The following is a 23,404-nucleotide window of genomic DNA, read 5'->3' on the forward strand; positions in this document are numbered from 1 at the left end:
AGGGGTGGCCGATCGCCATCGCCTGGCCGTCGATGGTTCTCACGTCCGGAACACCAGCTCGATCCGCTCCGCCAGAAACCGCGCCAGCGACAGCTGGATCGGCGCGTCGTCGGGATCGCAGTTCACCGAATCGGTCACCAGCACCACCGCGTCGCGCGGGCAGCCGAGATGCTCGGCGTCGGTGGGGGTGACCCGTGATGCGGTGACGCGGGTTTCCTGGCGGCGGTAGTCGGCGACGCCCTCGGCGGCGAGCGCCCGGGTGATCGAGCCGCTCTCGGCATAGGCGGCGACGATGCCGGGAAAGCGCTCGGCCGGAAACCAGGAGGTGGCAAGCGACATTGGCACGCCGTCGGCGACGCTCAGCGTCTCCAGCCGGTGCAGCGGCGCACCGGTGCGGATTTTCAGCGCCGCGGCGATCCGGGCGTTTGCAGCCTCGCGTTTGGAGGCGATCAGCCGCCCGGCCGGCTGGCGCGACTGGCTGGTGATGTTCTCGGAGAACCGCGTGCGGGCGCCGACGGGATAGGCGAGGCGCTCCGGCAGCCGGTCGACAAAGGTGCCGCGCCCCCGTTCGGCGCGCACCAGGCCCTCGGCCGAAAGCGCCGCGATGGCCCGTCGCACGGTGTGGCGGTTGACCTGGAAACGCTCGGCGAGTTCGGCTTCCACCGGCAACTTCTCCATCGCGCCCGCCGCATCGGCGATCAGCGTGCGGATGCCGTCGGCAACGCTGCGCCAACGCGCGATCCCTTCTTCGCCCCCGATCATGCCTGATCCTTTCCTGCGCCCGCCGAGAAACCTTCACGCGTCATTGTCCTGTCACGTCTCGGGGTGTAGATATCAGGAAAGAGATATAGATGTCTATACAAATAGACAACTTCTCGCAGATGACGGCGCAGAAAACAAAGAGACAACCGAGGGCGAGATGATCGAAGAGAGCAACGCCATCCCCGACACCGACGCAACGGCGGCCCGCCAGCGGGCCATCGGCGCCTTTGCCGCCGCCGCAACGCCGGTGCTGGCAGAAGGCTGGCGTTCCATCAGCGGCGGCATGGCGGCGCTGCCGGTGCGCGGCCCGGATGCCGGGCTGGTGATGCTGCGCGGCCGCATCGGCGGTGGCGGTGCGCCGTTCAACCTCGGCGAGGCGAGCGTCACCCGCGCGACGGTGCGCCTTGCCTCGGGCGAGGTCGGCCACGCGATGGTGCTCGGGCGCGACGCCGACAAGGCGCGGCTTGCCGCCACGCTCGATGCCGCCTGGCAGCGGCCGGACTGGCGCGCGGCGATCGAGGCTCGGATCGTCGGTCCGGTCCTTGCCGCTCAGGCCGAGGACGATCGCAAGGCCGCCGAGGAGACCCAGGCGACGCGGGTCGATTTCTTCACCGTCGTACGCGGAGACGATTGATGGACAAGCCCACGAACAGCATTCCCGCTTCCGGACGCGCCGGCTCCGGCCTACCCGCCTCCGGCATCGACGGCGGCTTCACCGACCCGGTCTTCGACAGCCAGGCGATCTTCGCCGGTGTGATGCAGGCCTTGTCGCGGCCGGGCACGGCGGTCGAGCTCGGCGCGCGGGTCAAGGCGCCCGGCGCCCTCGCCCCGGCAGCGGCCAGCATCCTCGCAGCGCTTGCCGACTACGACACGCCGGTCTGGCTCGACGCCTCGCTGCGCCAGGCGCCGGACGTCGTCCAGTGGATCGGCTTCCAGACCGGCGCGATCCAGGTGAAGGCACCGGGCCAGGCCCGCTTCGCCGTCGCGAGCGCCGGCGCCGACCTTCCCAACCTCTCCGACTTCGCGCTCGGCACCGCCGACTATCCCGACCGCTCGACCACGCTGATCCTGGTGCTGGACGATCTTGCGACCGGCGCCCCGCTGACGCTGACCGGCCCCGGCATCGAAGCCTCAGTGTCGATCCGCCCGCGCGGGCTGACGCCGGCCTTCTTCGCCGACTGGGCGATCAACCAGGCGCTGTTCCCGCGCGGCATCGACGTGCTGCTCGTCGCCGGAAACCAGGCACTCGGCCTGCCGCGCACCACCCGCATCCGGAGCGCCTGACATGTATGTCGCCGTCAAGGGTGGCGAAGCCGCCATCCAGAATGCCCACCGACTTCTCGCCGACCGCCGCCGCGGCGCCCGCGACGTTCCGGCCCTGACGCTCGAGCAGATCGCCGGCCAGCTCGCGCTCGGCCTCGACCGTGTGATGGCGGAGGGCTCGCTCTACGACGTCGAGCTCGCCGCCATGGCCGTGCGCCAGTCGCGCGGCGACCTGATTGAGGCGATCTTCCTGCTCCGCGCCTACCGCACGACGCTGCCGCGCTTCGGCAACTCCGTGCCGGTCGACACCGGCAGGATGGCGATCGAGCGCCGGGTCTCGGCGACCTACAAGGACCTGCCGGGCGGGCAGCTGCTGGGGCCGACCTTCGACTACACCCACCGCCTGATCGACCCGGCCATGGCCAGCGACGAGCCAGTCGAAGCCGGGCTGCGCCGCGCACTGTCCGGCGACGGGGGGCTTTGTCCGCGCGTTACCGACCTTCTGGGCGACGAAGGGCTGATCGAGCCGGACCAACGCGCCGTCACGCCCGCCACCGGTGCAAGACCCGACGCTGACGCCGGCGAGCGCGAAGACGGCGCCGTCGGACATGGAACGGCTGGCGATGCCGAACCCGGCGATCTCACCCGCGAACCGCTCTCCTTTCCCGCCAGCCGGGACCTCCGCCTGCAGGCGCTGGCCCGGGGCGATGAGGGTTTCCTGCTCTCGCTCGCCTATTCCACGCAGCGCGGCTTTGCCCGCACGCATCCTTTCGTCGGCGAGATCCGCATCGGTCTCGTCGATGTCGAGGTCGAGATGCCCGAGCTCGGTTTCCCCGTCACCATCGGCCGCGTCCGCCTGACCGAATGCCAGATGGTTAACCAGTTCTCGGGCTCGGCGAAGGAACCGCCACAGTTCACACGCGGCTACGGTTTGGTGTTCGGCCAGTCCGAGCGCAAGGCGATGGCGATGAGCCTCGTCGACCGTGCGCTGAGGGCCGACGAGTTCGGCGAGGAGCGCGTTGCGGTGGCGCAGGACGAGGAATTCGTCATCGCCCATTCCGATAATGTCGCCGCCACCGGCTTCGTCGAGCACCTGAAACTGCCGCACTACGTCGACTTCCAGGCCGAGCTCGACCTCGTCCGCCGGATGCGCGCCGAGCATGCGGCATCCGCGAGCGAGATGAAGGACGCGGCGGAATGAGCCCGGTCCTAGCGCGCGCCTGGGCCGAGAAAATACCAGGCGGCGACGAGGCCGCCGAGGATCACCACCAGTTCGCCGAGCACGATCCAGCCGCTCATCTCCGCCTCCTCCCCGACGCTTCCCAGCAAGGTCCGGCATCATGACCGCAGCCCTTCCCGTCTACAACTTCGCCTATCTCGACGAGCAGACGAAGCGGATGATCCGCCGGGCGATCCTGAAGGCGATCGCCATTCCCGGCTACCAGGTGCCGTTCGCCAGCCGGGAAATGCCGATGCCCTACGGCTGGGGCACCGGCGGCGTGCAGGTGACGGCGGCGATCATCGGGCCAGACGACGTGCTGAAGGTCATCGACCAGGGCGCCGACGACACCACCAATGCTGTCTCGATCCGCGCCTTCTTCCAGAAGACCGCCGGCGTCGCCACCACGACGAAGACCGCGGACGCGACCATCATCCAGACCCGGCACCGTGTCCCCGAGACCGCGCTGACGGAGAACCAGACGCTGGTCTACCAGGTGCCGATCCCCGAGCCGCTGCGCTTCCTTGAGCCGCGCGAGACCGAGACGCGGGTCATGCACGCGCTGGAGGAATACGGGCTGATGCACGTGAAGCTCTACGAGGACATCGCCCGGCACGGCCACATCGCGACCACCTACGCCTATCCCGTCAAGGTCGAGGGGCGCTACGTCATGGATCCCTCGCCGATCCCGAAATTCGACAATCCGAAGCTGAACCGCTCGCCAGCGCTGCAGCTGTTCGGCGCCGGCCGCGAGAAGCGGATCTACGCCCTGCCGCCCTTCACCGACGTCGTCAGCCTCGACTTCGAGGATCACCCGTTCGAGATCCAGCATTTCGAAAAACCCTGCGCGCTCTGCGGCGGCACCGGCGCCTATCTCGACGAGGTCATCACCGACGACCGCGGCGGACGGATGTTCGTCTGCTCCGACACCGACCACTGCGAGACGCGGCGCGCCGAAGGGCATGTCGGGGATGGTGGGCCGAAGGGCTACGAGGAGGCGGCGGAGTGAGCTACGCCGCTACCAGCGCCTCCCGCAGGATGGCGTTGGCCCGCTCTTCCCAGTCATCGCCTTGTTTCTCCAAGAGATCGGCGACATCGGCAGCAAGCGGCAGCATGGCCCGCAATGGCAAAGCTTCATCCGGTGTCAGACGGCGGGCATTGGCGAACTCCTCGTCCGTCATTGGAATGCTGTCTGGGTCCGACATTGCATCTGCGGTGATGGCGGCATCTTCTTCAGGCGTCATCTCGGATAGAGCCTGTGCGTTGAGGGCACGAATTTCGGCCCAGCGCTCCGGTGAAACCTCAGTCCGGAGTTCGATCCAGCGTCTCACGAGCATAACGTGCGGTCTCCCTGTCATTGGCATGGCGGAAAGAAATCACACGAATTCCGCCACCGCGCTCGGTGAAAACAAGAACATGCAGGCGGCGATCGACATAGCTGATCGCCACCATTCGCCGCTCACCATAGTCCTTTCGCCCGTCCTCGAAAATCATCGCTGCATCGAAATCGAACCGCACGACATCGTCGAACGGCGGGCGCTTCTGCACGACGTTCCGTGCGGACTTCTGCTCGTCCCATTCGAGAGCAACAGGGCGCTTCATAAAGGCAGATTAGCCGCGGTTGCCGCCGCCGACGAGACTGAACGCCCTCTCCTGATGGAGCTTATTTCATGAGCCACGCATCCACCGACGACACCCCCATCCTCGACGTCCGCGGCGTCACCAAGCGCTACGGCAGCCGGATCGGCTGCGAGGGCGTCACGTTCAAGGTCTATCCCGGCGAGGTGTTGGCGATCGTCGGCGAGAGCGGGTCAGGCAAGACCACGCTGCTGAACTGCATCTCCGCTCGCCTGCCCCGCACCTCGGGCGCAGTGCTCTACCGCATGCGCGACGGCGAGGCGCGCGATCTCGAAGACCTCAGCGAGGCCGAGCGGCGCTTCCTTGCCCGCACCGACTGGGGCTTCGTGCATCAGAACCCGGCGGATGGCCTCCGCATGCGCGTCTCGGCCGGGGCCAATGTCGGCGAGCGGCTGATGGCGGTCGGCGAGCGGCACTACGGCCAGATCCGCGCGACCGCGACCGACTGGCTCGGCCGCGTCGAAATTTCGGGCGACCGGATCGACGACCAGCCGGTCGCCTTTTCGGGCGGCATGCGCCAGCGGCTGCAGATCGCCCGCAACCTCGTCACAGCGCCGCGCCTGGTCTTCATGGACGAGCCGACCGGCGGCCTCGACGTCTCCGTCCAGGCGCGACTTCTCGATCTCCTGCGCCAGCTCGTCGCCGATCTCGGCCTGTCGGTGGTGATCGTCACGCACGACCTCGCAGTGGCCCGCCTCCTGTCGCAGCGGATGATTGTCATGAAGGACGGCCGCGTCATCGAGACCGGCCTCACCGACCGCGTCCTCGACGACCCGCAGCATCCCTATACCCAGCTGCTCGTCGCCTCGATTCCGGAGAGCTAGAATGTCCGCCACAACCAAGCCCATCCTCGTCGTCGAGAACGTCGCAAAATCCTTCACCGTGCACCTGCGCGGCGGCATCCGCCTGCCGGTGGTGGAGAACGTCTCCTTCCAGCTCGCCCCCGGCGAATGCGCCGTGCTCGGCGGGCCGTCCGGGGTCGGCAAGTCGTCGATCCTGCGCATGGTCTACGGCAATTATGCCGTCGACGCCGGCCGCATTCTCGTCGGCGAGGCCGGTGAAGACCTTGCCTCCGGCGATCCGCGCCTCGTGATGCGGCTGCGGCGCGAGCGCATCGGCTATGTCAGCCAGTTCCTGCGCGCCGTGCCGCGGGTGCCGGCCGTCGACGTCGTCGCCGAGCCATTGTTCGCCCGCGGTGTCGAAGCCGGCGAGGCCCGTGCCCGCGCGAGCGCCCTCCTCGCCCGGTTGAACCTGCCGGCGGCGCTGTTCGACCTGCCGCCCGCGACGTTCTCGGGCGGTGAAAAGCAGCGGGTGAACATCGCCCGCGGCTTCATCACCGACCATCCGATCCTGCTGCTCGACGAGCCCACCGCCTCGCTCGACGGCGTCAACCGCGACACGGTGGCGGCGATGATCGAGGAGAAACTCGGCCTCGGCGTCGCCATCCTCGGCATCTTCCACGACGAGGTGGTCCGCGCCCGGGTCGCGACGCGGGTCATCGACGTCACCGGTTTCTCCGCCCGAAAGGCCGCCTGAATGCCCCGCCTTTCCGAACAGACGCCGCTGATCCACGAGACCGCAATCGTCGAGACCACACGTCTTGGCCGCTATGTCGAGGTCGACGAACGCTGCCGCGTCGCCGAGTCCGAGATCGGCGACTATTCCTACATGATGCGCGACTGCGGCGTCTGGGGCACCACGATCGGCAAGTTCGTCAACATCGCCGCGAGCGCGCGGCTGAACGCCACCAACCATCCGGTCGAGCGCGCGACCTTGCACCACTTCACCTACCGCGCGAACGACTATTTCGACGATGCCGAGGAGGAAGCGCCGTTCTTCGCCGCGCGCCGGGCCCGCCGCGTGACCATCGGCCACGACGTCTGGATCGGCCACGGCGTCACGGTTCTGCCGGGCGTCACCATCGGCAATGGCGCGGTGGTGGGCGCCGGTGCCGTCGTCTCCAAGGACGTCGCGCCCTACACCATCGTCGGCGGCGTTCCCGCCAGAAAGATCCGCGATCGCTTCGCCCCCGGCGTCGGCGAGCGCATGGACAACCTCGCATGGTGGGACTGGCCGCACGACCGGCTGCGCGCGACCCTCGACGATTTTCGCACCCTGGATGCCGCCGATTTCCTGACGCGGCACGGCGGATAGCCTCCGGCAGACCCGGCGGCTATTGCCTTGCGAGGCCAGCCAGATCGAAGGCCGGTATGCCGAGCGGCTCGAAATGCCGCTGGTTTTCGGTAAGCACCGAGAGGCCCCTGGCTTTGGCGATACCCGCAATGGCGACATCGGCAAAGCCAGGGTGCCGACCGATGCCGACGGCATGGTCGGCGATCTCGCCGGCAGCCTCGGCTGCATCGGCGTCGAAAGCCAGCACGCGCTGTCCGTAGTCGCGCCGCAACGCGCCGATCCAGGCATCCAGCAGGCCTGCCCGCGACGCCGAGCCCTTCCGGCGCAACTTACAAATGCCTTCACGGATCTCCGCGAGCGCGATGGTGGGCAGGAACAGTCGGTCGGAGTGCCGGCGCAAGGCCGCGGCAACATCATCCGGCAGCGCCGGCCTGCCGGGTGCCAGCAGTGACAGCACCGAGGTGTCGAGCAGGAAGCCGCCGCTCACAGGTCGATCGACCGGGTCCGCGTCGGGTCACGCTCGAAGAGCGTTTCGTCGCCCGGAAACGACAGCAGAAAGTCTGCAAAAGACGGCTTTTCGTCTGGATAAAGCCGGCGCGCATCTGCGACGGACACGAGGACCGCCGCCGGCCTCCCATGCCGGGTGATCGTCGTCGGCTCGCCGCGCTCAGCCGCCTCGACCAACGCGGAAAAGCCCGCCTTGGCATCCCGAACCTGAATCGTCCGCATCGAAACAGCCTTCCGTGACCACAGGAGGTCACACTATGGCGGACCGCCTGTTTCGGCAATGGTTTTGAGCCCGAGTTTTCCGTCATCGAAGCGTCATCCCGGCGTCATCCCGCCTACACGCAAGCGGACTACCCATAGCGCCAAGTCTGCAGGGGCAACCATGCGATCCCACCGCATCGCAACCGCCATGCCGTCATCGTCCAGGAGGCTGCGGGGCAGCGCCGACGGACCACCCGCTTTCCGCACGAAGGGTACCGCATGAACGCGATCCGCGTCAGCAAACTGTCAAAGCGCTTCGGCAAGAAGCAGGCGCTGAAGAGCATCGATATCGAGATCGGCGCCGGCGAGATGGTGGCGCTGATCGGCGCCTCCGGCTCCGGCAAGTCGACCCTGATGCGGATCATCGCCGGACTGGAATTCTGCGATAGCGACGGCGGCAAGATCGAGATCCTCGGCAGGACGCTGCAGCAGGGCGGCAAGCTCGACCCCAAAGCACGGGAGATGCGACGAGAAATCGGCGTGATCTTCCAGCAGTTCAACCTCGTCGGCCGCCTGCCGGTGCTGACCAACGTCCTCACCGGCCTGCTCGGCCGCATTCCGCGCTGGCGCGGCACGCTCGGCCTGTTCAGCAAAACGGAAAAGCTTCTCGCCCGCGAGGCGCTCGGGCGCGTCGGCATTCCGGAAGTCGCCTGGCAGCGCGCCTCCACCCTTTCCGGTGGCCAACAGCAGCGCGCAGCGATCGCCCGGACGCTGGTGCAGAAGTCGAAGATTCTGCTCGCCGACGAGCCGATCGCCTCGCTCGACCCATCCTCGGCCCGGCGCGTCATGGACGTGATCGCCGACATCAACCGCACCGACAAGATCACCGCCGTCGTCTCGCTGCACCAGGTCGAATACGCTCGCCGCTACTGCCCGCGCACGATTGCCCTGAGAGACGGCGTGGTGGTGTTCGACGGGCCGTCGCTGGCGCTGACCAACACCTTCCTGCGCGAGCTCTACGGCACCTCGTCGGAAGAGCTGATCCTGCCCGAGCCGCAGGCGCCGGCGCGCGAATTGAACCCGACCCAGGATCTTTCCGCGGCAATGCGCGCGCTGGTCTCCGCCTGACAACCTTCACCCCGAGCCGACGCCCACCCAACCCCAGGAGTTTTCAATGAACCTCTTCGCCAAGGGCCTCGCCGCCCTCTCGCTCGCCGCCGCCTTCACGACGCCGGTGCTCGCCGAACCCATCAACTTCGGCATCATCTCGACCGAATCGCAGTCGAACCTCCGCCCGCTCTGGGAGCCCTTCCTCGCCGACATGGCCAAGGAGACCGGCCTGGAGATCAAGCCCTTCTTCGCCTCGGACTATGCCGGCGTCATCGAGGGCATGCGCTTCAACAAGGTGCAGGTCGCCTGGTACGGAAACAAGTCGGCGATGGAAGCCGTCGACCGCGCCGATGGCGAGGTCTTCGTCCAGACCGTCGCCGCGAACGGCGAAGCCGGCTATTACGGCCTGATCCTCGCCCCCGCCGACAGCAAGCTGAATTCGGTCGACGACCTCCTGACCTGCGACAAGTCGATGAACTTCGGCATCGGCGACCCGAACTCGACCTCGGGCTACCTGGTGCCGATGACCTTCATCTTCGCCGCCAAGGGCATCGACCCGAAGAACTGCTTCAAGAACGTCACCAATGCCAACCACGAGACCAATGCGATGGCGGTCGCCAACCATCAGGTCGACGCCGCCGCCAACAACACCGAGAACCTCGCCAAGATCGAGATGAACCGTCCCGACGACTTCAAGAAGATCAAGGTGATCTGGAAGTCGCCGCTGATCGCCTCCGATCCGATCGTCTGGCGCAAGGACCTTTCGGCCGAGACCAAGGAGAAGCTGAAGACCTTCTTCCTCGACTACGGCACCGAGCGCTCGAAGGGCGATGCCGCGGCCGAGCGCAAGACCCTCGAGGGCCTGCAGTGGGCGCCGTTCCGCGCCTCGACCGATGCCCAGCTGCTGCCGATCCGGGTGATGGAGTTCACCAAGAAGATCGCCGGCATCAACGCCGACACGACGCTCGCCGCCGACGCCAAGAAGGCGCAGATCGAGAAACTGACCGCCGAGAAGGCCAAGGTCGAGGCCGAGATCGCCAAGAACCCGCAGAGCTGAGGCTGGTTTTTTGAAAGGCACGCGGCCTGCGACGGCCGCGTGCTCGGATGCGCACCTCGTCCCGTCAAGCGCAACTGCCACGCTGCTTCTTCTCCCCTCCGGGGAGAAGGTCGCGGCAGCGGGATGAGGGGCGCGCGCCGCGACGGTGACCACCGTCCATCGGCGGCATGTCCCCCCTCATCGGCCTGCCGGCTACTTCTCCCCGGAGGGGCGAAGAAGGCAGCTTTGACGCCTGCCGCTAAACCAGATCCACCGCCAGGAAACCACACCGATGTCCGACGCCCTCCATACCGCCCCTGCCAAGCCGATGATCGAGCGGAACTGGTCCGAGGCCGCGTGGGGCTACGTGATCTGGATCGCGCTCGCCGCCTTGCTGGTCTGGAGCTGGGGACCGGCCGAGATGGGGCGCTGGACCTATCTGTTCACCGATGCTGACAACATGGCGCAATACGCCTCCGGCTTCCTGTCGCCGGACTTCAAGGACTGGAACTATTACGTCTCGGAGATGATCGTCACCATCCAGATCGCCCTCTGGGGCACGGTGCTCGCGACGCTTCTCTCCATCCCGTTCGGCATTCTTTGCGCCCACAACATGGTGCCCTGGTACATCCTGCAGCCGACCCGCCGGCTAATGGACGCCTTCCGTGCGATCCACGAGGTGGTGTTCGCGGTGCTGTTCGTCGTCGCCGTCGGCCTCGGTCCGTTCGCCGGCGTGATGGCGCTGTTCATCCACACCACCGGCATCCTCGCCAAGCTGTTCTCCGAGGCCGTCGAGGCGATCGATCCGCGCCCGGTCGAGGCGATCCGCGCGACCGGCGCCTCGAAGCTGCAGGAGATCGTCTATGGCGTCATCCCGCAGGTCCTGCCGCTGTGGATGTCCTACACGCTCTACCGCTTCGAATCGAACGTCCGCTCCGCGACGATCCTCGGCCTGATCGGCGCCGGCGGCATCGGCCAGGTGATGTTCGAATCGATCCGCGGGTTCTATTACGCGCAGGCAGCCGCCATCCTCCTGCTCGTGGTGATCAGCGTGACCTTGACCGACCTTCTCTCCCAGCAGCTGCGCAAGCGGGTGATGTAACCCTTGCGCACCGCGATCTATTTCACCCCGCCGGCGGGTGCACCGCTGACGCGCGCCGCCGCCCTCTGGCTCGGGCGCGACGCCTTCGTCGGCGAGGCAACGCGCGAGCCCGACGCAGAGATCGACCCGGTCGTCGCCGAGCCGGCGCGCTACGGCTTCCATGCGACGATGCGCGCGCCGTTCCGCATCGCCGAGGGTTTCGATCTCGCCGATATCGACGAGCGGCTGGCCCGCTTTGCCGCATCGCGCCCGGTGGTGACGCTGCCGGAGATGGCGCTGCGCCGGCTCGGGCCGTTCTTCGCGCTGGTGCCGGCCACGCCGAGCGAGCCGCTGGCGACGCTCGAGGCGGACCTCCTGGAGGCCTTCGACGGTCTGCGGGCGCCGCTGACCGAGGCCGAGATCGCCCGCCGCAGGCCGGACAGGCTAAGCGAACGCCAGCGCGCGCAGCTGGACCGCTGGGGCTATCCGCATGTGCTGGAGGATTTCCGCTTCCACATGACCTTGACCGGCCCGGTCATGGCGGCGAGAATCGACGCGGTCGACGCCTTGTTGCGCGAGCGCTTCGCCGGCTTCGACGGCGCACCGCTGGCCATCGACGGCCTCGCAGTCTTCATCGAGCCCTCCCCCGGCGACGCCTTCCGGGTGCATTCGCTTCACACCTTCGGCGGCGCCTGACCGCGCCGCGCCCGGGCTCTCAGCCGAGCGCCCCTCTTATGGCAGACCCCTCCCATGCCCCATGAAACCGTCCTGTCCAACGCCCGCATCGTCCTTGCCGACCAGATCATCCACGGCCATGTCGTGCTGCGCGACGGGCTGATCGCCGAGGTCGCCGAGGGCAACAGCGCCGTCGGCGAGGATCTCAGCGGCGAGACGCTGGTGCCGGGCTTCGTCGAGCTGCACACCGACCACATCGAGGGGCATTACCTGCCACGGCCGAAGGTGCGCTGGAACAAGCTCGCCGCGATCCAGGCGCACGACGCGCAGATCGCCTCCTCCGGCATCACCACCGTGTTCGACGCGCTGCGCGTCGGCATGGACGAGAACGCCGACATCGGCGCCGCCGACATGCGCGACATGGCCGACAGCATCGCCCGCTCCGTCGACGAGGGCCGGCTGCGGGCCGACCACTTCATCCATTTGCGCTGCGAGGTTTCGGCCGCCGACGTGATCGAGGGGTTCGAGGCGATGCTGGGCAACCCGCTGATCCGGCTGGCGTCGCTGATGGACCACGCGCCGGGGCAGCGCCAGTTCGTCAACATCGACACCTACCGCATGTACTACCAGGGCAAGATGAAGCTCACCGACGCCGAGTTCGACCGCTTCTGCCGGCGGCGGACCGAGGAGTCGGAGGCCAATGCGGCGAGAAGCCGCGACCACATCGCCGCCCGGGCACATGAAGTCGGCATCGCCCTCGCCTCGCACGACGACGCGACGCTCGCCCATGTCGAGGAGGCCGTGAACTACGGCATCGCGCTCGCCGAGTTCCCGACGACGCTGGAGGCCGCGCGCGCCTCGCACGCCGCCGGGCTGAAGGTGCTGATGGGCGCGCCGAACGTCGTGCGCGGCGGCTCGCATTCCGGCAACATCTCGGCGGCCGAGCTGAAGGCGGCCGGGGTGCTCGACATCCTCTCCTCCGACTACGTGCCGTTCAGCCTGATGCAGGCGGTGTTCCAGCTCGGCGAGGAGAGCGACGCCGCGCTGGTCGACGCGATCCGGCTGGTGACGCGCAACCCGGCCGATGCCGTCGGCCTTGCCGACCGCGGCGAGATCACCACCGGCAAGCGGGCCGATCTCGTGCGGGTGCGGGCGGTCGCGGGCGCACCGCCGGTGATCGGCGCGGTCTACCGCGAAGGCCGGCGCGTTGCCTGATCAGCCCGGCGCGTTCATCGCCGTCGTCGGGCCGAGCGGCGCCGGCAAGGACACGATCCTCGGGCTGGCGCAGCAGGCTCTCGCAGGGGAGACCCGGCTGCGCTTCGCCCGGCGGGTGATCACCCGGGTGTCGCAGGTCGAGGCGGAGGACCACGACTGCCTCAGCGAGACCGAGTTCGCGGCGGCGGAAGCGGCCGGCGCGTTCTGTCTCACCTGGGGGGCGCACGGCCTGCGCTATGGCCTGCCCGCCGCCCTTGCCGACGATTGCAGCCGCGGCACGACGGTGATCGCCAATGTCTCGCGCCGCGCCCTGGCGCCGGCAACGCAGCGTTTCGACGCCGTCCATGTCGTCGAGATCACCGCGCCGCGCCAGCTCCTGGTGAAACGCATCGCCGGACGCGGGCGCGAGAGCGCCGAAGAGATCGAGGCGCGGCTGGCGCGGAGCGTCCAGTTGACGGTGCCAGCATCCGCGCACGGCCCCCACCGCATCGACAATTCCGGGGCAGCCGAGGATGCCGCAGAGACGTTCGTGGCGCTGGTACGCCGCGTGATGGCCGGCTGATCGCGGATCATCCCGCGCCTATCGCGTATCTTGTAGCGCAACGGTTTTGCGCCGGCGCTCGAACGAGCCAGGCGATTGCGTCCTGCGTAGTTTTCGGCGCTCCGAACTGTAATGACGAACCTGCCCCTGCCGCCGCGACGACTTCGATCAGCCGCGATAGCTGGCGAACAGGCTGTCGATCAGCGGTGTCGCGGTCTCCAACAGGTCGAACTCGCCTTCGAGCCGCAGCCATTCCGAAAACAGGCCGACCACGGCGCAGAGATAGGCACTGGCCGCGGTCGAGGGCTGCCAGGGACGCGACAGCTGCTGCAACGTGCTGGCACGGTCGAAGACGGCAAGGATCGTGTGCTTCATCTGATGGTCGGCTTCGCGCCGCTTCAGCAGGGCATCGCCCATCTCGCCGACATATTCACAGCGGAATAAAATGATCGTGTAGACCCGCTGGGCGCGCGTATCGGCCGCGAAGCTGCGCAGCGCTTCGAGCGTTGTTTCCTGCAGCAGGTCTAGACACCGGTCGGAGCGCGTCATTTCCCGGCTCTGGAAGAACTCTTCCTGCGGCATGCGGACCCTGTCCTGCATAGCCTTGAACAGTTCGACCTTGTTGGCGAAGTGCCAGTAGATCGCGCCGCGGGTGACATCGGCGGCCGCGGCGATCTGGGCGAGGCTGGTCTGGCCGACGCCGCGCTCGTGGAACACGGCCTCCGCCGCGTCCAGGATCGCTGCCCGCGTTTCCATCGCTTCCTGCTTGGTTCTGCGCAACCGAAGGCTCCTTGCTTACATGCATCTATGAATGTATGGATGTTGCATTGCAATAGGCCGCGTGCCGTATCGTCTGGACCCTTCCATGAGTTCGTTCCGTCTTCCGGCCCTTGGCACCGTCCTGGCTACCCTTCTCGCAACCGCCGGCATCGCAGTGGCCCAGGCACCCGGTGGCGCCGCGCCGCCGCCGCCCGTGGTGAGCACCGAGACGGTCGAGGCGAAGACGCTGCCGATCTCCTATGAATATGCCGGCCGGGTCGCCGCCTCGCGCGAGGTCGAGGTGCGGGCGCGCGTCGCCGGCATCCTGCTCGACCGGACCTTCGAGGAAGGCGCGGTGGTCGCGCCGGGGCAAACCCTCTTCAAGATCGACGCGCGCGAGTTCGAGGCGCAGGTGGCGCTGGCCGAGGCGCAGTTGCGCCAGAGCCAGGCGACTCTTGGCCAGGCCCAGCGCACCGAGGACCGCCAGCGCGCCCTGACCCGCAGCGGCGCGGTCTCGACCGCCCAGCTCGACGATGCGACCTCCAGCCGCGAGCTGGCGGAAGCCCAAGTCGCCGCCGCCCGGGCGACGCTCGACACCGCCCGCCTGTCGCTGACCTATGCCACCGTCAACGCCCCCGCCGGCGGCATCACCAGCCTCGAGCAGGTACCCGAGGGCAGCCTGCTCAGCGTCAACACGCTGCTGACCCGGATCAGCCAGCTCGACCCGATCTACGTCAACTTCTCGGCCGCCGACACGGAGGCGATCGCCATCCGCCGGCTGATCGAGAGCGGTGCGGCCGGCGGCGCTGCCGCCAACCTCTCGGTCGAGGTGCTGTTCGGCGACGGCAGCGTCTACGACAAGAAGGGCTCGATCGACTTCACCTCCGCCTCGATCGACGCCGAGACCGGCACCATCCTGTCGCGTGCCGTGCTCGCCAATCCCGAGAGCCAGCTGCTGCCGGGACAGTTCGTGCGCGTCAAGGTCGACGGCCTCGTCCTGCCGGATGCCATCACCATTCCCGACGCCGCACTGATGCAGGGCGCCCAAGGCACCTTCGTCTACACCGTCGACGACAAGAGCGTCGCACAGGTCCGCCCGGTCGAGATCGGGCGCCAGCTGGGCGACCGCATCGTCGTCTCCAAGGGCCTGAAGACCGGCGACAAGGTGATCACCGTCGGCGTCATCAAGGCGCGGCCGAACGCCCCCGTCAAAGTCGACACCACGCCGGCCCCCGTCCCCGCCGCCGCAGAGTCTGCACCGGCCGCCGACGCGCCGACCGGCGACGCGCAGAAGCCGACGGCGAGCGTCGCGCCGGCCAAGACCGAGGGCTCGGCCCAATGAATTCGCGCTTCTTCGTCGACCGGCCGGTCTTTGCCGCCGTCATCTCGATCGTCATCGTGCTGGCCGGCGTCATGGGCCTGCGCGCGCTGCCGATCGAGCAGTACCCGCAGCTGGTGCCGCCGGAAGTCGTGGTGACCGCGACCTATCCCGGCGCCAGCGCCGAAACCCTTGCCCAGACCGTGTCCGCGCCGCTCGAAGAACAGATCAACGGCGTTGAGGACATGATCTACATGAAGTCGACGAATTCCTCGTCGGGTTCGGCCTCGGTGACCGTGACGTTCCAGAGCGGCACCGATCCGGACCAGGCGACGATCAACGTCAACAACCGCGTGCAGCAGGCGGTGTCCTCGCTGCCCTCGGAAGTGCAGCGCCTCGGCGTGACCGTCGTCAAGCGCTCGTCGTCGATCCTCGCGGTGCTGACGATGACCTCGTCGGACGAGCGCTACGACGCGACCTACGTGTCGAACTACGCCCTCCTCTACGTGCTCGACGAGCTGAAGCGCCTGCCGGGCATCGGCGAGGCGCAGCTGTTCGGCCAGCGCGACTATTCGATGCGCATCTGGCTGCGGCCGGACCAGCTGGCGCAGTACAATCTGACGCCAACCGACGTCGCCACCGCCATCCGCGAGCAGAACGCGCAGTTCGCCGCCGGCCAGTTCGGCGCCGAACCGAACCCGAACCCGCTTGCCTTCACCTATTCGGTGACCACCGGCGGCCGCCTGCCGGACGCCGCGGCCTTCGAGAACATCATCCTGAAGTCAGACAAGAACGCCGCGTCGCTGCTCTTGAAGGACGTCGCGCGCGTCGAGCTCGGCGCCCAGGATTACGGCTTCAACGCGACCTATAACGGCCGCTCGACCGTTCCGATCGGCATCTACCTGCAGCCCGGCGCCAATGCGCTGGACACGCTAGCCGGCGTTCGCACGCGCATGGACGAGCTGACCAAGCAGTTCCCCGACGGCATCACCTACGCCATCCCCTACGACACCACGAAGTTCATCTCGGCGTCGATCGAGGAGGTCATCAAGACCTTCATCGAAGCGATGGTGCTGGTCTTCATCGTCGTCTTCGTCTTCCTGCAGAGTTTCCGCGCGACGCTGATTCCGATGATCGCGGTGCCCGTCTCGATCATCGGCACTTTCGGGCTGCTGCTGGCCTTCGGCTTCTCGATCAACCTCCTCACCCTCTTCGCACTGGTGCTGGCGATCGGCATCGTCGTCGACGACGCCATCGTGGTGCTGGAAAACGTCGAGCGGATCATGACGACGGAGAAACTGCCGCCGAAGGAAGCCACCGCCAAGGCGATGGGCGAGGTGACGAGCCCGGTCATCGCGATCGTGCTGGTGCTCTGCGCCGTGTTCATTCCGGTCGCCTTCCTCGGCGGCCTCGCCGGCACCATGTACCGCCAGTTCGCGATCACCATCGCGGTCTCGGTGACGATCTCCGGCATCGTCGCGCTGACGCTGACCCCGGCGCTCTGCGGGCTGATCCTGCGGGAGACGCATTCCAAGCCGTGGGCGCCGTTCCGCTGGTTCAACAGCCTCTTCGAGAAGATCACCAACGGCTACGGCCACGGCGTCGCCTTCCTGATGCGGCACGTGATCATCGCGCTGATCCTCTTCGCCGGCGTCTGCGGCGGGACCTACTACCTGTTCACCGCCTTGCCGAGTTCGCTCGTGCCGGACGAGGACCAAGGCTCGAACTTCGTCGTCGCCATCCTGCCGCCGGCAGCTTCCCTCGCACGCTCCACGGCCGCGATGGCGACCGTCAGTGAAAACCTGCAGAAGAACCCGGCCGTCGCCGACGTCGTCTCCTTCGCCGGCTTCGATCTCCTCGCCGGCACGCAGAAGACCTCGGCCGGCGTCGCCTTCGTGACGCTGAAGGACTGGAGCGAGCGCACCGATCCCGCCCAGGACGGTCGCAACCTGCCGGGCGCCTTCATCGGTGCCAATGCCGGCATCCAGGACGCCATGGTGCTGGCCTTCAACCCGCCGCCGATCCAGGGTCTCTCGACCACCGGCGGCTTCGACCTCTACGTCCAGGACCGCACCGGCGGCGGCGCCGACAAGCTGATCGAGGCGACCAATGCGCTCGTTGCGGAAGCCGCCAAGCGGCCAGAGCTCGCCGGCGTGCGCACCACCTTCACCGCTGCAGTCCCGCAGTACAAGATCGACGTCGACCGCGAGAAGGCGAAGGCGCTGGGCGTGCCGATCGAGCAGATCTTCACGACCATGCAGGCGACCTTCGGCAGCCTCTACGTCAACGACTTCACGCTTCTCGGCCGCAACTACCAGGTCAGCCTGCAGTCGGAAGCGCGCTTCCGCGAGCGGCCGGAGGACCTGAAATACACCTTCGTCCAGGCGACCTCAGGGTCGATGATCCCGCTGGATTCGCTCCTGAAGGTCACCCGCATCGTCGGTCCCGACCTGATCGAGCGCTACAACGCCTTCACCGCGGCCAAGGTCAGCGGCGGCCCCGCCCCCGGCTTCTCGTCCGGACAGGCGCTGCAGGCGATGCAGGAACTGTCGGCCTCGATGCCGGAAGGCTACGAGATCGCCTGGACCGGATCGGCCTATCAGGAGATCGAGACCAGCGGCACCGGCGCCATCGCCATCGGTTTCGGCATCTTCATGGTGTTCCTGATCCTCGCCGCGCAGTACGAGAAGTGGTCGCTGCCGATCGCCGTCATCCTGGCGGTGCCCTTCGCGATGCTGGGCGCACTCGGCGCGATCTGGCTGCGCGGGCTCGAGAACGACGTCTACTTCCAGATCGGTCTGGTGACGCTGGTCGGCCTAGCGGCGAAGAACGCCATCCTGATCGTCGAGTTCGCGGTGCTGAAACGCAGCGAAGGCCTCAGCGCCTTCGACGCGGCGCTGGAAGGCGCAAAGCTCCGCTTCCGACCGATCGTGATGACCTCGCTCGCCTTCATCCTCGGCGTCGTGCCGCTGGCGATCTCAAGCGGCGCCGGCTCGGCCAGCCGACACTCCATCGGCACCGGCGTGATCGGTGGCATGCTGTTCGCGACCTTCATCGCGATCTTCTTCATCCCGCTGTTCTACATGCTGCTGTCCGGCCGCGACAAAAAGCCGAAACCGACCGATACGGCGGTCGAAAAGGGCCCGGCCACGGTGCCTGCCGCGTCCTGACAGGCACTCAACGGAGGCCAATTGTGTTGCAGTGCGGTATCGCGGGTTCGTCCCGTCGATGCCGCCGGCTCGCATCACGGTTGCGATTCCGCGCGACTGCGGCTAGCAAGCTCGCCCAAGGTGGTGTCCCGGCCAATCGTTCGATGCGATGATGCCGCCCGGACCACGGGCGGCTCCCTCCGGAGCGCGGCGGAGAACAACGCTTGTCGGATACACACGAGACGATGCATCCGGCCGCGGTGCAGCACCAGACCAGCGGGTTCTGGACCTTGCTTCTCGGCTGCATCGGCGTCGTCTATGGCGACATCGGCACCAGCCCGCTCTACGCCCTGCGCGAGGCGCTGGTTCACTCGGCCTCCGACGGCCTGCTCGACTCGGAGGTCGTCGGCGTCGTCTCGATGCTGCTCTGGGCGCTGACGCTGATCGTCACGATCAAATACGTGCTCTTGATCCTCAACGCCGACAACAACGGCGAAGGCGGCACGCTGTCGCTGCTGGCGCTGGCGCAGAAGGTGATGGGGCGGCGCAACTTCCTGATCATCGTCGGCATTCTCGGCGCCTCGCTGTTCTACGGCGACGCGGTGATCACCCCAGCGATCTCCGTCCTCTCCGCCGTCGAGGGCCTGAAACTCGTCGCGCCGAGCCTCAGCGAATGGGTGCTGCCGATCACCACGGTGATCCTGATGGTGCTGTTCATGGTGCAGAGCCGCGGCACCGGCAAGATCGCCGCCTATTTCGGCCCGATCACCCTCGTCTGGTTCGTGGTGATGGGCGTCCTCGGCATCATGAACATCGGCGACGAGCCGGCGATCCTCGCCGCGGTCAATCCCTTGAATGCCATCAGCTTCGTGATCGACCACGGCTGGATGGCGCTGATCATCATCGGTTCGGTCTTCCTCGCCATTACCGGCGCCGAGGCGCTCTATGCCGACATGGGCCATTTCGGCCGCAAGCCGATCCAGCTCGCCTGGTTCTCGCTGGTCTTCCCGGCATTGGCGCTGAACTATCTCGGCCAGGGCGCGCTGATCATGGCGCGGCCGGAGACGCTGGAGAACCCGTTCTATCTCTTGGCGCCCGACTGGGCGCTGCTGCCGCTGGTGATCCTCGCGACCATGGCAACCGTCATCGCCAGCCAGGCGGTGATCACCGGCGCCTTCTCGCTGACCCAGCAGGCGATCCAGCTCGGCTTCATCCCGCGCCTAGAAATCCGCCACACCTCGGCAGAGCAGTTCGGCCAGATCTACATCCCCAAGGTCAACGCCATCCTGTTCGTCGGCGTGATGGTCCTCGTCTGGACCTTCCAGTCCTCCGGCCGCCTCGCCAGCGCCTACGGCATCGCCGTCACCGGCAACATGGTGGTCACCTCGATCCTCGGCTTCATCGTCTTCTGGAAGTGCTGGAAATGGTCGCCCTGGCTGTCGGGCATCGTCGTCCTGCCGTTCATCATCATCGAGTTCATCTTCCTCGGCTCGAACATGCTGAAGGTGCTCGACGGCGGCTATGCCCCGCTCGGCCTCGCGGCCGTGCTCTCGCTGATCATGTGGACCTGGATCCGCGGCACCCGCATCGCCTATTCCAAGGCGCACCGCGAGAGCATCGCCCTCACCGACCTCACGCGCATGCTGGAGCGATCGAAGCCGATGCGGGCGCGCGGCACGGCGGTGTTCCTGACCTCCGATACGACGCTCGCGCCGAGCGCGCTGATGCACAACCTCAAACACAATGGCGTCATCCACGAGCGCAACATCATCATGACCATCAAGGTCGAGAACACGCCGCGGGTGGCCCCGGAGGACCGGGTGCAGATCGAGGAGGTCTCGGAGCTCTTCACCCGCGTCTTCCTGACCTTCGGCTACATGGAGGAGCCGAATGTGCCGAAAGCGCTAACGCTCGCCAAGAAGAAGGGGCTGAAGTTCGAGATCATGTCGACCTCGTTCTTCCTGTCGCGCCGGGCCTTCCGCGCGACCTCGGCCAACGGCATGCCGCTCTGGCAGGACCGGCTCTACATCTCCATGGCGCTCTCGGCCGCCGACACGTCCGGTTTCTACTGCCTGCCGACAAACCGGGTGGTTGAGATGGGACAACAATTCACCATTTAGAGCGAGCATATCCCGGTCGACGGCGCGGGCGGCCGGGAGAAGACGATGGATGCAACAGATCACGAACGGAAGCGACGTGCCGAGGAGGCGCCGGTGAACGGGGCCGCCCGCGATGCGTTGGCGCCGGACAGCACAACCCTCTTCCCGAGAGACCGGCATGCCGAAAACGGCACGGCCGCGGTCGGTCCGCGGACGGCCTCGGCCATGCTGGAGGGCGAGCCCACCGGCTCCACCGAGCCTGTTCCGTCGGCTTACCCCCCTTCCCCCCCTGTAGAAGCAGACCAGGCCCTCGCCGTCCCGTCGGATGCTGAAGCCGTTCCGACCAAGCGGACGCTGGCGGCGATCCTCATTTCGCTGGCCGACGACACCTCGCGCGAGCGCGTCTCGGTCGCGGATCTCGTTGCCGTCATGCAGGACCGTGCCTTCGGGGCGCTGATGCTGATCTTCGCCATGCCGAACGCCTTGCCGACGCCGCCCGGCACCTCGGCCGTCCTCGGCGCACCGCTGGTGTTTCTCGCAGCGCAGCTGATGCTCGGGCGCAAGCCGTGGCTGCCGAAGATCATCGCCAATAGATCGATGGCGCGCGGCGACTTCGCCACGATGATCGGCAAGGCCGCGCCCTGGATCGCCTGGGCGGAAAAACTCCTGAAGCCGCGCCTCGAGGGACTGGCACGGCCGCCGGCCGAATATGTCGTCGGCGCGGTCTGCCTGCTGATGGCGACGATCCTGTTCCTGCCGATCCCGCTCGGCAACATGCTGCCGGCGCTGGCGATCTGCCTGTTCTCGCTGGGCCTGCTCGAGCGGGACGGCGTCTGGGTGCTGGCGGGTCTCGTCGCCTCCGTCGTTTCCTGCATCCTGGTGTCGGGCGTTGTCTTCGCCCTCGTCAAAGGCGGGCTCTTCCTGTTCTCCCAGGCTTTTGGCTAACGGGCGTCTGGCGGGCGAAGTCGATCTGCCGGCAGCTTTTCCATTTTCGCAAAGAAAGACAGGCTGAGGAACCGGCACACCTTGCCGTCGGACGGCGTGTGCGGCATGCATCGGGCCCGCCGTCTTCGGCGCCGCGAGAATGGGGAGCGCCCCTTGAGCAAGACCACTCCCCTCGGCACCAGCCACATGTTCGCCCGGCTGTCGAATATCTTCGATCTCTCGCCGGAGGACCAGGCGGCGATCGAGACGCTGCCGGTGACGGTGCGCGAGTATGCCGCCGACCAGGACATCGTCCGCGATGGCGAGCGGCCGACGCATTGCTGCATCGTGCTCGACGGCTTCACCTGCCGCTACAAGGTGATCAGCGACGGCCGCCGGCAGATCCTCGCCTTCAACATCCCCGGCGATGTGCCGGATCTTCAGAGCCTGCATCTCGACGTCATGGACCACAGCCTGGCGACCGTGGTCGCGAGCCGTCTCGGCTTCGTCGCGCATTCCGACATGCGGACACTCTGCGAGGCACGCCCGGGCGTGGCGGCGGCGTTCTGGCGCGAGACTTTGATCGACGGGGCGGCGTTCCGCGCCTGGATCACCAATATAGGCCGGCTGTCGGCGCGGGCCCGGCTGGCCCACCTCCTCTGCGAACTCCTGCTGCGGCTTGACGCGGTCGGCCTTGCCGACGGCTTCCGCTACCGGCTGCCGCTGACCCAGGCCGAGATCGGCGATGCACTCGGCCTCAGCGTCGTCCACGTCAACCGGCTGCTGCAGGACCTGAAGGCCGAAGGCCACATCGTCACGGAGAAGAAGACGGTGACGATTCAGAACTGGGAAACGTTCAGCACCATCGCGCAGTTCGACCGGGATTATCTTCACCTGAAGCCGCGGGCAACGTCGATCCGCTAAGCGGTCGGGGCGCGCAGGAACACTGTGCCAAGCCCAGAATTCATCATCCGGGCGACGAACGAACCGAGAAAACGCCGCCTCTTCAGTCTGGAGAATCTCCCTGGTGGGGTCAGTTCGCCCCACCGCAGGATGCCTCAGGACCCCGCCAAGGCCTTGTTTCCGGGCCGGTAGTTCTGGAGCAGCGCGCTGAGTTCCGGCTCGGCCACCAGCTTTGCCGCCTCGCCGGGCGTGAACCACTGCCGCTCGCGCTCCAGCGCTTCCTTCCAGCGATTGTCGAGCGAGCGCACTTCCAGCGGGAAAACGGTCACGGTGCAGCGGATCGAAAGGCCGTCGTCCGTCAGCTTATCGTACTGATAGTCGCCGATCGGGCGCTTCTGCGGCTTGCCGACCACGCCGGCCTCCTCCAGCGCTTCCTGCGCGGCGGCCTGGTGCGGGCGGCGGAGCTTCATCGGCCAGCCTTTCGGGATGATCCAACGGCGCGTCGTCCGCGACGTCACGAGAAGAATCCGCAGTTCGCCATCCTTGCCGACAGCGTAAGGCAACGCGCCGTACTGTACGTTCCCTTTCTTCTGCGGCACGGGGTGGCTCCTTCAGATTCTGTCGACTCGCCATGCGATCATAGACTTAGCTGCCTATGCCCATTGTCCGTTTACGACATTAAGCTTGCCTGGCACCTAATTCGTGGTTGCATACATTTGCATCAGTTTATACGCTGCACTTCACGGTCAGCGCGCTCGAAACACTAATTAGGTGTATGGCTAGATATCGCAAGAGCGCAAGCCGTGCGCTTTTTAGCTACCAGAGATGCACTGAGTGCGCCAAATCCCCCAGTTTCCAGGCGTATAGGGGG

At 67.1% G+C, this 23,404-nt stretch carries 25 protein-coding genes; 18 read left to right on the plus strand and 7 right to left on the minus strand.

The features are described from left to right. Positions 1–39 precede the first annotated feature (39 nt). A complete protein-coding gene (gene phnF, locus ACZL02_RS13445) occupies positions 40–762 on the minus strand; it encodes a phosphonate metabolism transcriptional regulator PhnF (protein WP_472936982.1) in 723 nt (240 codons plus the stop codon). 157 nt (positions 763–919) lie between these two features. Between phnF and phnG the strand changes: the two genes are divergently transcribed. From phnG to ACZL02_RS13465, 4 genes are all read left to right on the plus strand, one after another. After that, a complete protein-coding gene (gene phnG / locus ACZL02_RS13450; RefSeq protein ID WP_472936981.1) occupies positions 920–1,396 on the plus strand; it encodes a phosphonate C-P lyase system protein PhnG in 477 nt (158 codons plus the stop codon). Beyond that, entirely contained in the window at positions 1,396–2,046 is a 651-nt protein-coding gene (gene phnH / locus ACZL02_RS13455) for a phosphonate C-P lyase system protein PhnH (RefSeq protein ID WP_472936980.1), read from the plus strand. The genes phnG and phnH overlap by 1 nt, the downstream gene beginning before the upstream one ends. A gap of 1 nt (position 2,047) precedes the next feature. Further along, the gene (locus ACZL02_RS13460) at positions 2,048–3,226 is read left to right on the plus strand and encodes a carbon-phosphorus lyase complex subunit (RefSeq protein ID WP_472936979.1); all 1,179 of its coding nucleotides are present in this window, start codon (positions 2,048–2,050) and stop codon (positions 3,224–3,226) included. Between the two features lie 139 nt (positions 3,227–3,365). Then, positions 3,366–4,253, plus strand: coding sequence for an alpha-D-ribose 1-methylphosphonate 5-phosphate C-P-lyase PhnJ (locus tag ACZL02_RS13465; RefSeq protein ID WP_472936978.1), 888 nt, complete (start codon positions 3,366–3,368; stop codon positions 4,251–4,253). 1 nt (position 4,254) lies between these two features. On the opposite strand, the gene ACZL02_RS13470 is transcribed toward ACZL02_RS13465, so the two are convergent. Together ACZL02_RS13470 and ACZL02_RS13475 are read right to left on the minus strand one after the other, a co-directional pair. Continuing rightward, positions 4,255–4,581 (minus strand): hypothetical protein, encoded by a 327-nt coding sequence (locus ACZL02_RS13470; protein WP_472936977.1) that lies wholly within the window; start codon positions 4,579–4,581, stop codon positions 4,255–4,257. Beyond that, a complete protein-coding gene (locus ACZL02_RS13475) occupies positions 4,547–4,846 on the minus strand; it encodes a BrnT family toxin (RefSeq protein ID WP_472936976.1) in 300 nt (99 codons plus the stop codon). Before ACZL02_RS13475 ends, ACZL02_RS13470 begins: the two co-directional genes overlap by 35 nt. A 68-nt stretch (positions 4,847–4,914) precedes the next feature. On the opposite strand from ACZL02_RS13475, the gene phnK reads away from it, so the two are divergent. Genes phnK through ACZL02_RS13490 form a run of 3 tightly spaced genes read left to right on the plus strand, consistent with a single transcriptional unit; the run spans position 4,915 to position 7,036 of the window. Continuing rightward, positions 4,915–5,706 carry a phosphonate C-P lyase system protein PhnK gene (gene phnK / locus ACZL02_RS13480; protein WP_472936975.1) on the plus strand — a complete coding sequence of 264 codons (792 nt, stop codon included), beginning with the start codon at positions 4,915–4,917 and terminating at the stop codon, positions 5,704–5,706. A gap of 1 nt (position 5,707) precedes the next feature. Beyond that, positions 5,708–6,418, plus strand: coding sequence for a phosphonate C-P lyase system protein PhnL (phnL, locus tag ACZL02_RS13485; protein ID WP_472936974.1), 711 nt, complete (start codon positions 5,708–5,710; stop codon positions 6,416–6,418). After that, positions 6,419–7,036: a DapH/DapD/GlmU-related protein gene (locus ACZL02_RS13490; protein WP_472936973.1), complete on the plus strand. Its 618-nt coding sequence runs from the start codon at positions 6,419–6,421 to the stop codon at positions 7,034–7,036. Positions 7,037–7,055: 19 nt separating this feature from the next. Here ACZL02_RS13490 and ACZL02_RS13495 read toward each other — a convergent pair whose 3' ends face one another. Together ACZL02_RS13495 and ACZL02_RS13500 are read right to left on the minus strand one after the other, a co-directional pair. Next, the gene (locus ACZL02_RS13495; protein WP_472936972.1) at positions 7,056–7,502 is read right to left on the minus strand and encodes a PIN domain-containing protein; all 447 of its coding nucleotides are present in this window, start codon (positions 7,500–7,502) and stop codon (positions 7,056–7,058) included. After that, positions 7,499–7,744, minus strand: coding sequence for a type II toxin-antitoxin system Phd/YefM family antitoxin (locus tag ACZL02_RS13500; protein ID WP_472936971.1), 246 nt, complete (start codon positions 7,742–7,744; stop codon positions 7,499–7,501). The genes ACZL02_RS13495 and ACZL02_RS13500 overlap by 4 nt, the downstream gene beginning before the upstream one ends. 258 nt (positions 7,745–8,002) lie before the next feature. Between ACZL02_RS13500 and phnC the strand changes: the two genes are divergently transcribed. The 6 genes from phnC to phnN all read left to right on the plus strand — a co-directional run bounded on the left by phnC (position 8,003) and on the right by phnN (position 13,402). After that, positions 8,003–8,851 (plus strand): phosphonate ABC transporter ATP-binding protein, encoded by an 849-nt coding sequence (phnC, locus tag ACZL02_RS13505; protein ID WP_472936970.1) that lies wholly within the window; start codon positions 8,003–8,005, stop codon positions 8,849–8,851. A gap of 46 nt (positions 8,852–8,897) precedes the next feature. Beyond that, complete coding sequence (gene phnD / locus ACZL02_RS13510) at positions 8,898–9,890, plus strand: phosphonate ABC transporter substrate-binding protein (RefSeq protein ID WP_472936969.1); 993 nt, start codon at positions 8,898–8,900, stop codon at positions 9,888–9,890. A gap of 271 nt (positions 9,891–10,161) precedes the next feature. After that, complete coding sequence (phnE, locus tag ACZL02_RS13515; protein WP_472936968.1) at positions 10,162–10,971, plus strand: phosphonate ABC transporter, permease protein PhnE; 810 nt, start codon at positions 10,162–10,164, stop codon at positions 10,969–10,971. A 3-nt stretch (positions 10,972–10,974) separates the two neighbouring features. After that, positions 10,975–11,646 carry a DUF1045 domain-containing protein gene (locus ACZL02_RS13520; RefSeq protein WP_472936967.1) on the plus strand — a complete coding sequence of 224 codons (672 nt, stop codon included), beginning with the start codon at positions 10,975–10,977 and terminating at the stop codon, positions 11,644–11,646. Between the two features lie 54 nt (positions 11,647–11,700). Then, entirely contained in the window at positions 11,701–12,840 is a 1,140-nt protein-coding gene (locus ACZL02_RS13525; RefSeq protein ID WP_472936966.1) for an alpha-D-ribose 1-methylphosphonate 5-triphosphate diphosphatase, read from the plus strand. Then, complete coding sequence (phnN, locus tag ACZL02_RS13530; protein WP_472936965.1) at positions 12,833–13,402, plus strand: phosphonate metabolism protein/1,5-bisphosphokinase (PRPP-forming) PhnN; 570 nt, start codon at positions 12,833–12,835, stop codon at positions 13,400–13,402. The genes ACZL02_RS13525 and phnN overlap by 8 nt, the downstream gene beginning before the upstream one ends. A gap of 147 nt (positions 13,403–13,549) precedes the next feature. Here phnN and ACZL02_RS13535 read toward each other — a convergent pair whose 3' ends face one another. Continuing rightward, positions 13,550–14,161: a TetR family transcriptional regulator gene (locus tag ACZL02_RS13535; RefSeq protein WP_472936964.1), complete on the minus strand. Its 612-nt coding sequence runs from the start codon at positions 14,159–14,161 to the stop codon at positions 13,550–13,552. An 85-nt stretch (positions 14,162–14,246) separates the two neighbouring features. On the opposite strand from ACZL02_RS13535, the gene ACZL02_RS13540 reads away from it, so the two are divergent. The 5 genes from ACZL02_RS13540 to ACZL02_RS13560 all read left to right on the plus strand — a co-directional run bounded on the left by ACZL02_RS13540 (position 14,247) and on the right by ACZL02_RS13560 (position 22,554). Then, entirely contained in the window at positions 14,247–15,482 is a 1,236-nt protein-coding gene (locus ACZL02_RS13540) for an efflux RND transporter periplasmic adaptor subunit (RefSeq protein WP_472936963.1), read from the plus strand. Continuing rightward, a complete protein-coding gene (locus ACZL02_RS13545; RefSeq protein WP_472936962.1) occupies positions 15,479–18,628 on the plus strand; it encodes an efflux RND transporter permease subunit in 3,150 nt (1,049 codons plus the stop codon). The genes ACZL02_RS13540 and ACZL02_RS13545 overlap by 4 nt, the downstream gene beginning before the upstream one ends. A 203-nt stretch (positions 18,629–18,831) precedes the next feature. Beyond that, positions 18,832–20,727 carry a potassium transporter Kup gene (locus ACZL02_RS13550; protein ID WP_472936961.1) on the plus strand — a complete coding sequence of 632 codons (1,896 nt, stop codon included), beginning with the start codon at positions 18,832–18,834 and terminating at the stop codon, positions 20,725–20,727. Positions 20,728–20,931: 204 nt separating this feature from the next. After that, the gene (locus tag ACZL02_RS13555) at positions 20,932–21,651 is read left to right on the plus strand and encodes an exopolysaccharide biosynthesis protein (protein ID WP_472938099.1); all 720 of its coding nucleotides are present in this window, start codon (positions 20,932–20,934) and stop codon (positions 21,649–21,651) included. A gap of 153 nt (positions 21,652–21,804) precedes the next feature. Next, a complete protein-coding gene (locus ACZL02_RS13560) occupies positions 21,805–22,554 on the plus strand; it encodes a Crp/Fnr family transcriptional regulator (protein WP_472936960.1) in 750 nt (249 codons plus the stop codon). A gap of 134 nt (positions 22,555–22,688) precedes the next feature. On the opposite strand, the gene ACZL02_RS13565 is transcribed toward ACZL02_RS13560, so the two are convergent. Then, positions 22,689–23,132, minus strand: a complete 444-nt coding sequence (locus ACZL02_RS13565; RefSeq protein ID WP_472936959.1) for an NUDIX hydrolase — start codon at positions 23,130–23,132, stop codon at positions 22,689–22,691. Positions 23,133–23,404 lie beyond the last annotated feature (272 nt).

This window comes from Mesocryomonas fontinalis (assembly GCF_055730125.2).

Bases quoted from the DNA above. Each gene is read 5' to 3' on its own strand.
- phnG (WP_472936981.1), top strand. From the start codon at position 920: ATGATCGAAGAGAGCAACGCCATCCCCGACACCGACGCAACGGCGGCC.
- ACZL02_RS13545 (WP_472936962.1), top strand. From the start codon at position 15,479: ATGAATTCGCGCTTCTTCGTCGACCGGCCGGTCTTTGCCGCCGTCATC.
- ACZL02_RS13475 (WP_472936976.1), bottom strand. From the start codon at position 4,846: ATGAAGCGCCCTGTTGCTCTCGAATGGGACGAGCAGAAGTCCGCACGG.
- phnK (WP_472936975.1), top strand. From the start codon at position 4,915: ATGAGCCACGCATCCACCGACGACACCCCCATCCTCGACGTCCGCGGC.
- ACZL02_RS13500 (WP_472936971.1), bottom strand. From the start codon at position 7,744: ATGCGGACGATTCAGGTTCGGGATGCCAAGGCGGGCTTTTCCGCGTTG.
- phnC (WP_472936970.1), top strand. From the start codon at position 8,003: ATGAACGCGATCCGCGTCAGCAAACTGTCAAAGCGCTTCGGCAAGAAG.
- phnD (WP_472936969.1), top strand. From the start codon at position 8,898: ATGAACCTCTTCGCCAAGGGCCTCGCCGCCCTCTCGCTCGCCGCCGCC.
- ACZL02_RS13460 (WP_472936979.1), top strand. From the start codon at position 2,048: ATGTATGTCGCCGTCAAGGGTGGCGAAGCCGCCATCCAGAATGCCCAC.
- ACZL02_RS13525 (WP_472936966.1), top strand. From the start codon at position 11,701: ATGCCCCATGAAACCGTCCTGTCCAACGCCCGCATCGTCCTTGCCGAC.
- phnF (WP_472936982.1), bottom strand. From the start codon at position 762: ATGATCGGGGGCGAAGAAGGGATCGCGCGTTGGCGCAGCGTTGCCGAC.
- ACZL02_RS13490 (WP_472936973.1), top strand. From the start codon at position 6,419: ATGCCCCGCCTTTCCGAACAGACGCCGCTGATCCACGAGACCGCAATC.
- ACZL02_RS13470 (WP_472936977.1), bottom strand. From the start codon at position 4,581: ATGCTCGTGAGACGCTGGATCGAACTCCGGACTGAGGTTTCACCGGAG.
- phnE (WP_472936968.1), top strand. From the start codon at position 10,162: ATGTCCGACGCCCTCCATACCGCCCCTGCCAAGCCGATGATCGAGCGG.
- ACZL02_RS13540 (WP_472936963.1), top strand. From the start codon at position 14,247: ATGAGTTCGTTCCGTCTTCCGGCCCTTGGCACCGTCCTGGCTACCCTT.
- ACZL02_RS13555 (WP_472938099.1), top strand. From the start codon at position 20,932: ATGCTGGAGGGCGAGCCCACCGGCTCCACCGAGCCTGTTCCGTCGGCT.
- phnH (WP_472936980.1), top strand. From the start codon at position 1,396: ATGGACAAGCCCACGAACAGCATTCCCGCTTCCGGACGCGCCGGCTCC.
- phnL (WP_472936974.1), top strand. From the start codon at position 5,708: ATGTCCGCCACAACCAAGCCCATCCTCGTCGTCGAGAACGTCGCAAAA.
- ACZL02_RS13465 (WP_472936978.1), top strand. From the start codon at position 3,366: ATGACCGCAGCCCTTCCCGTCTACAACTTCGCCTATCTCGACGAGCAG.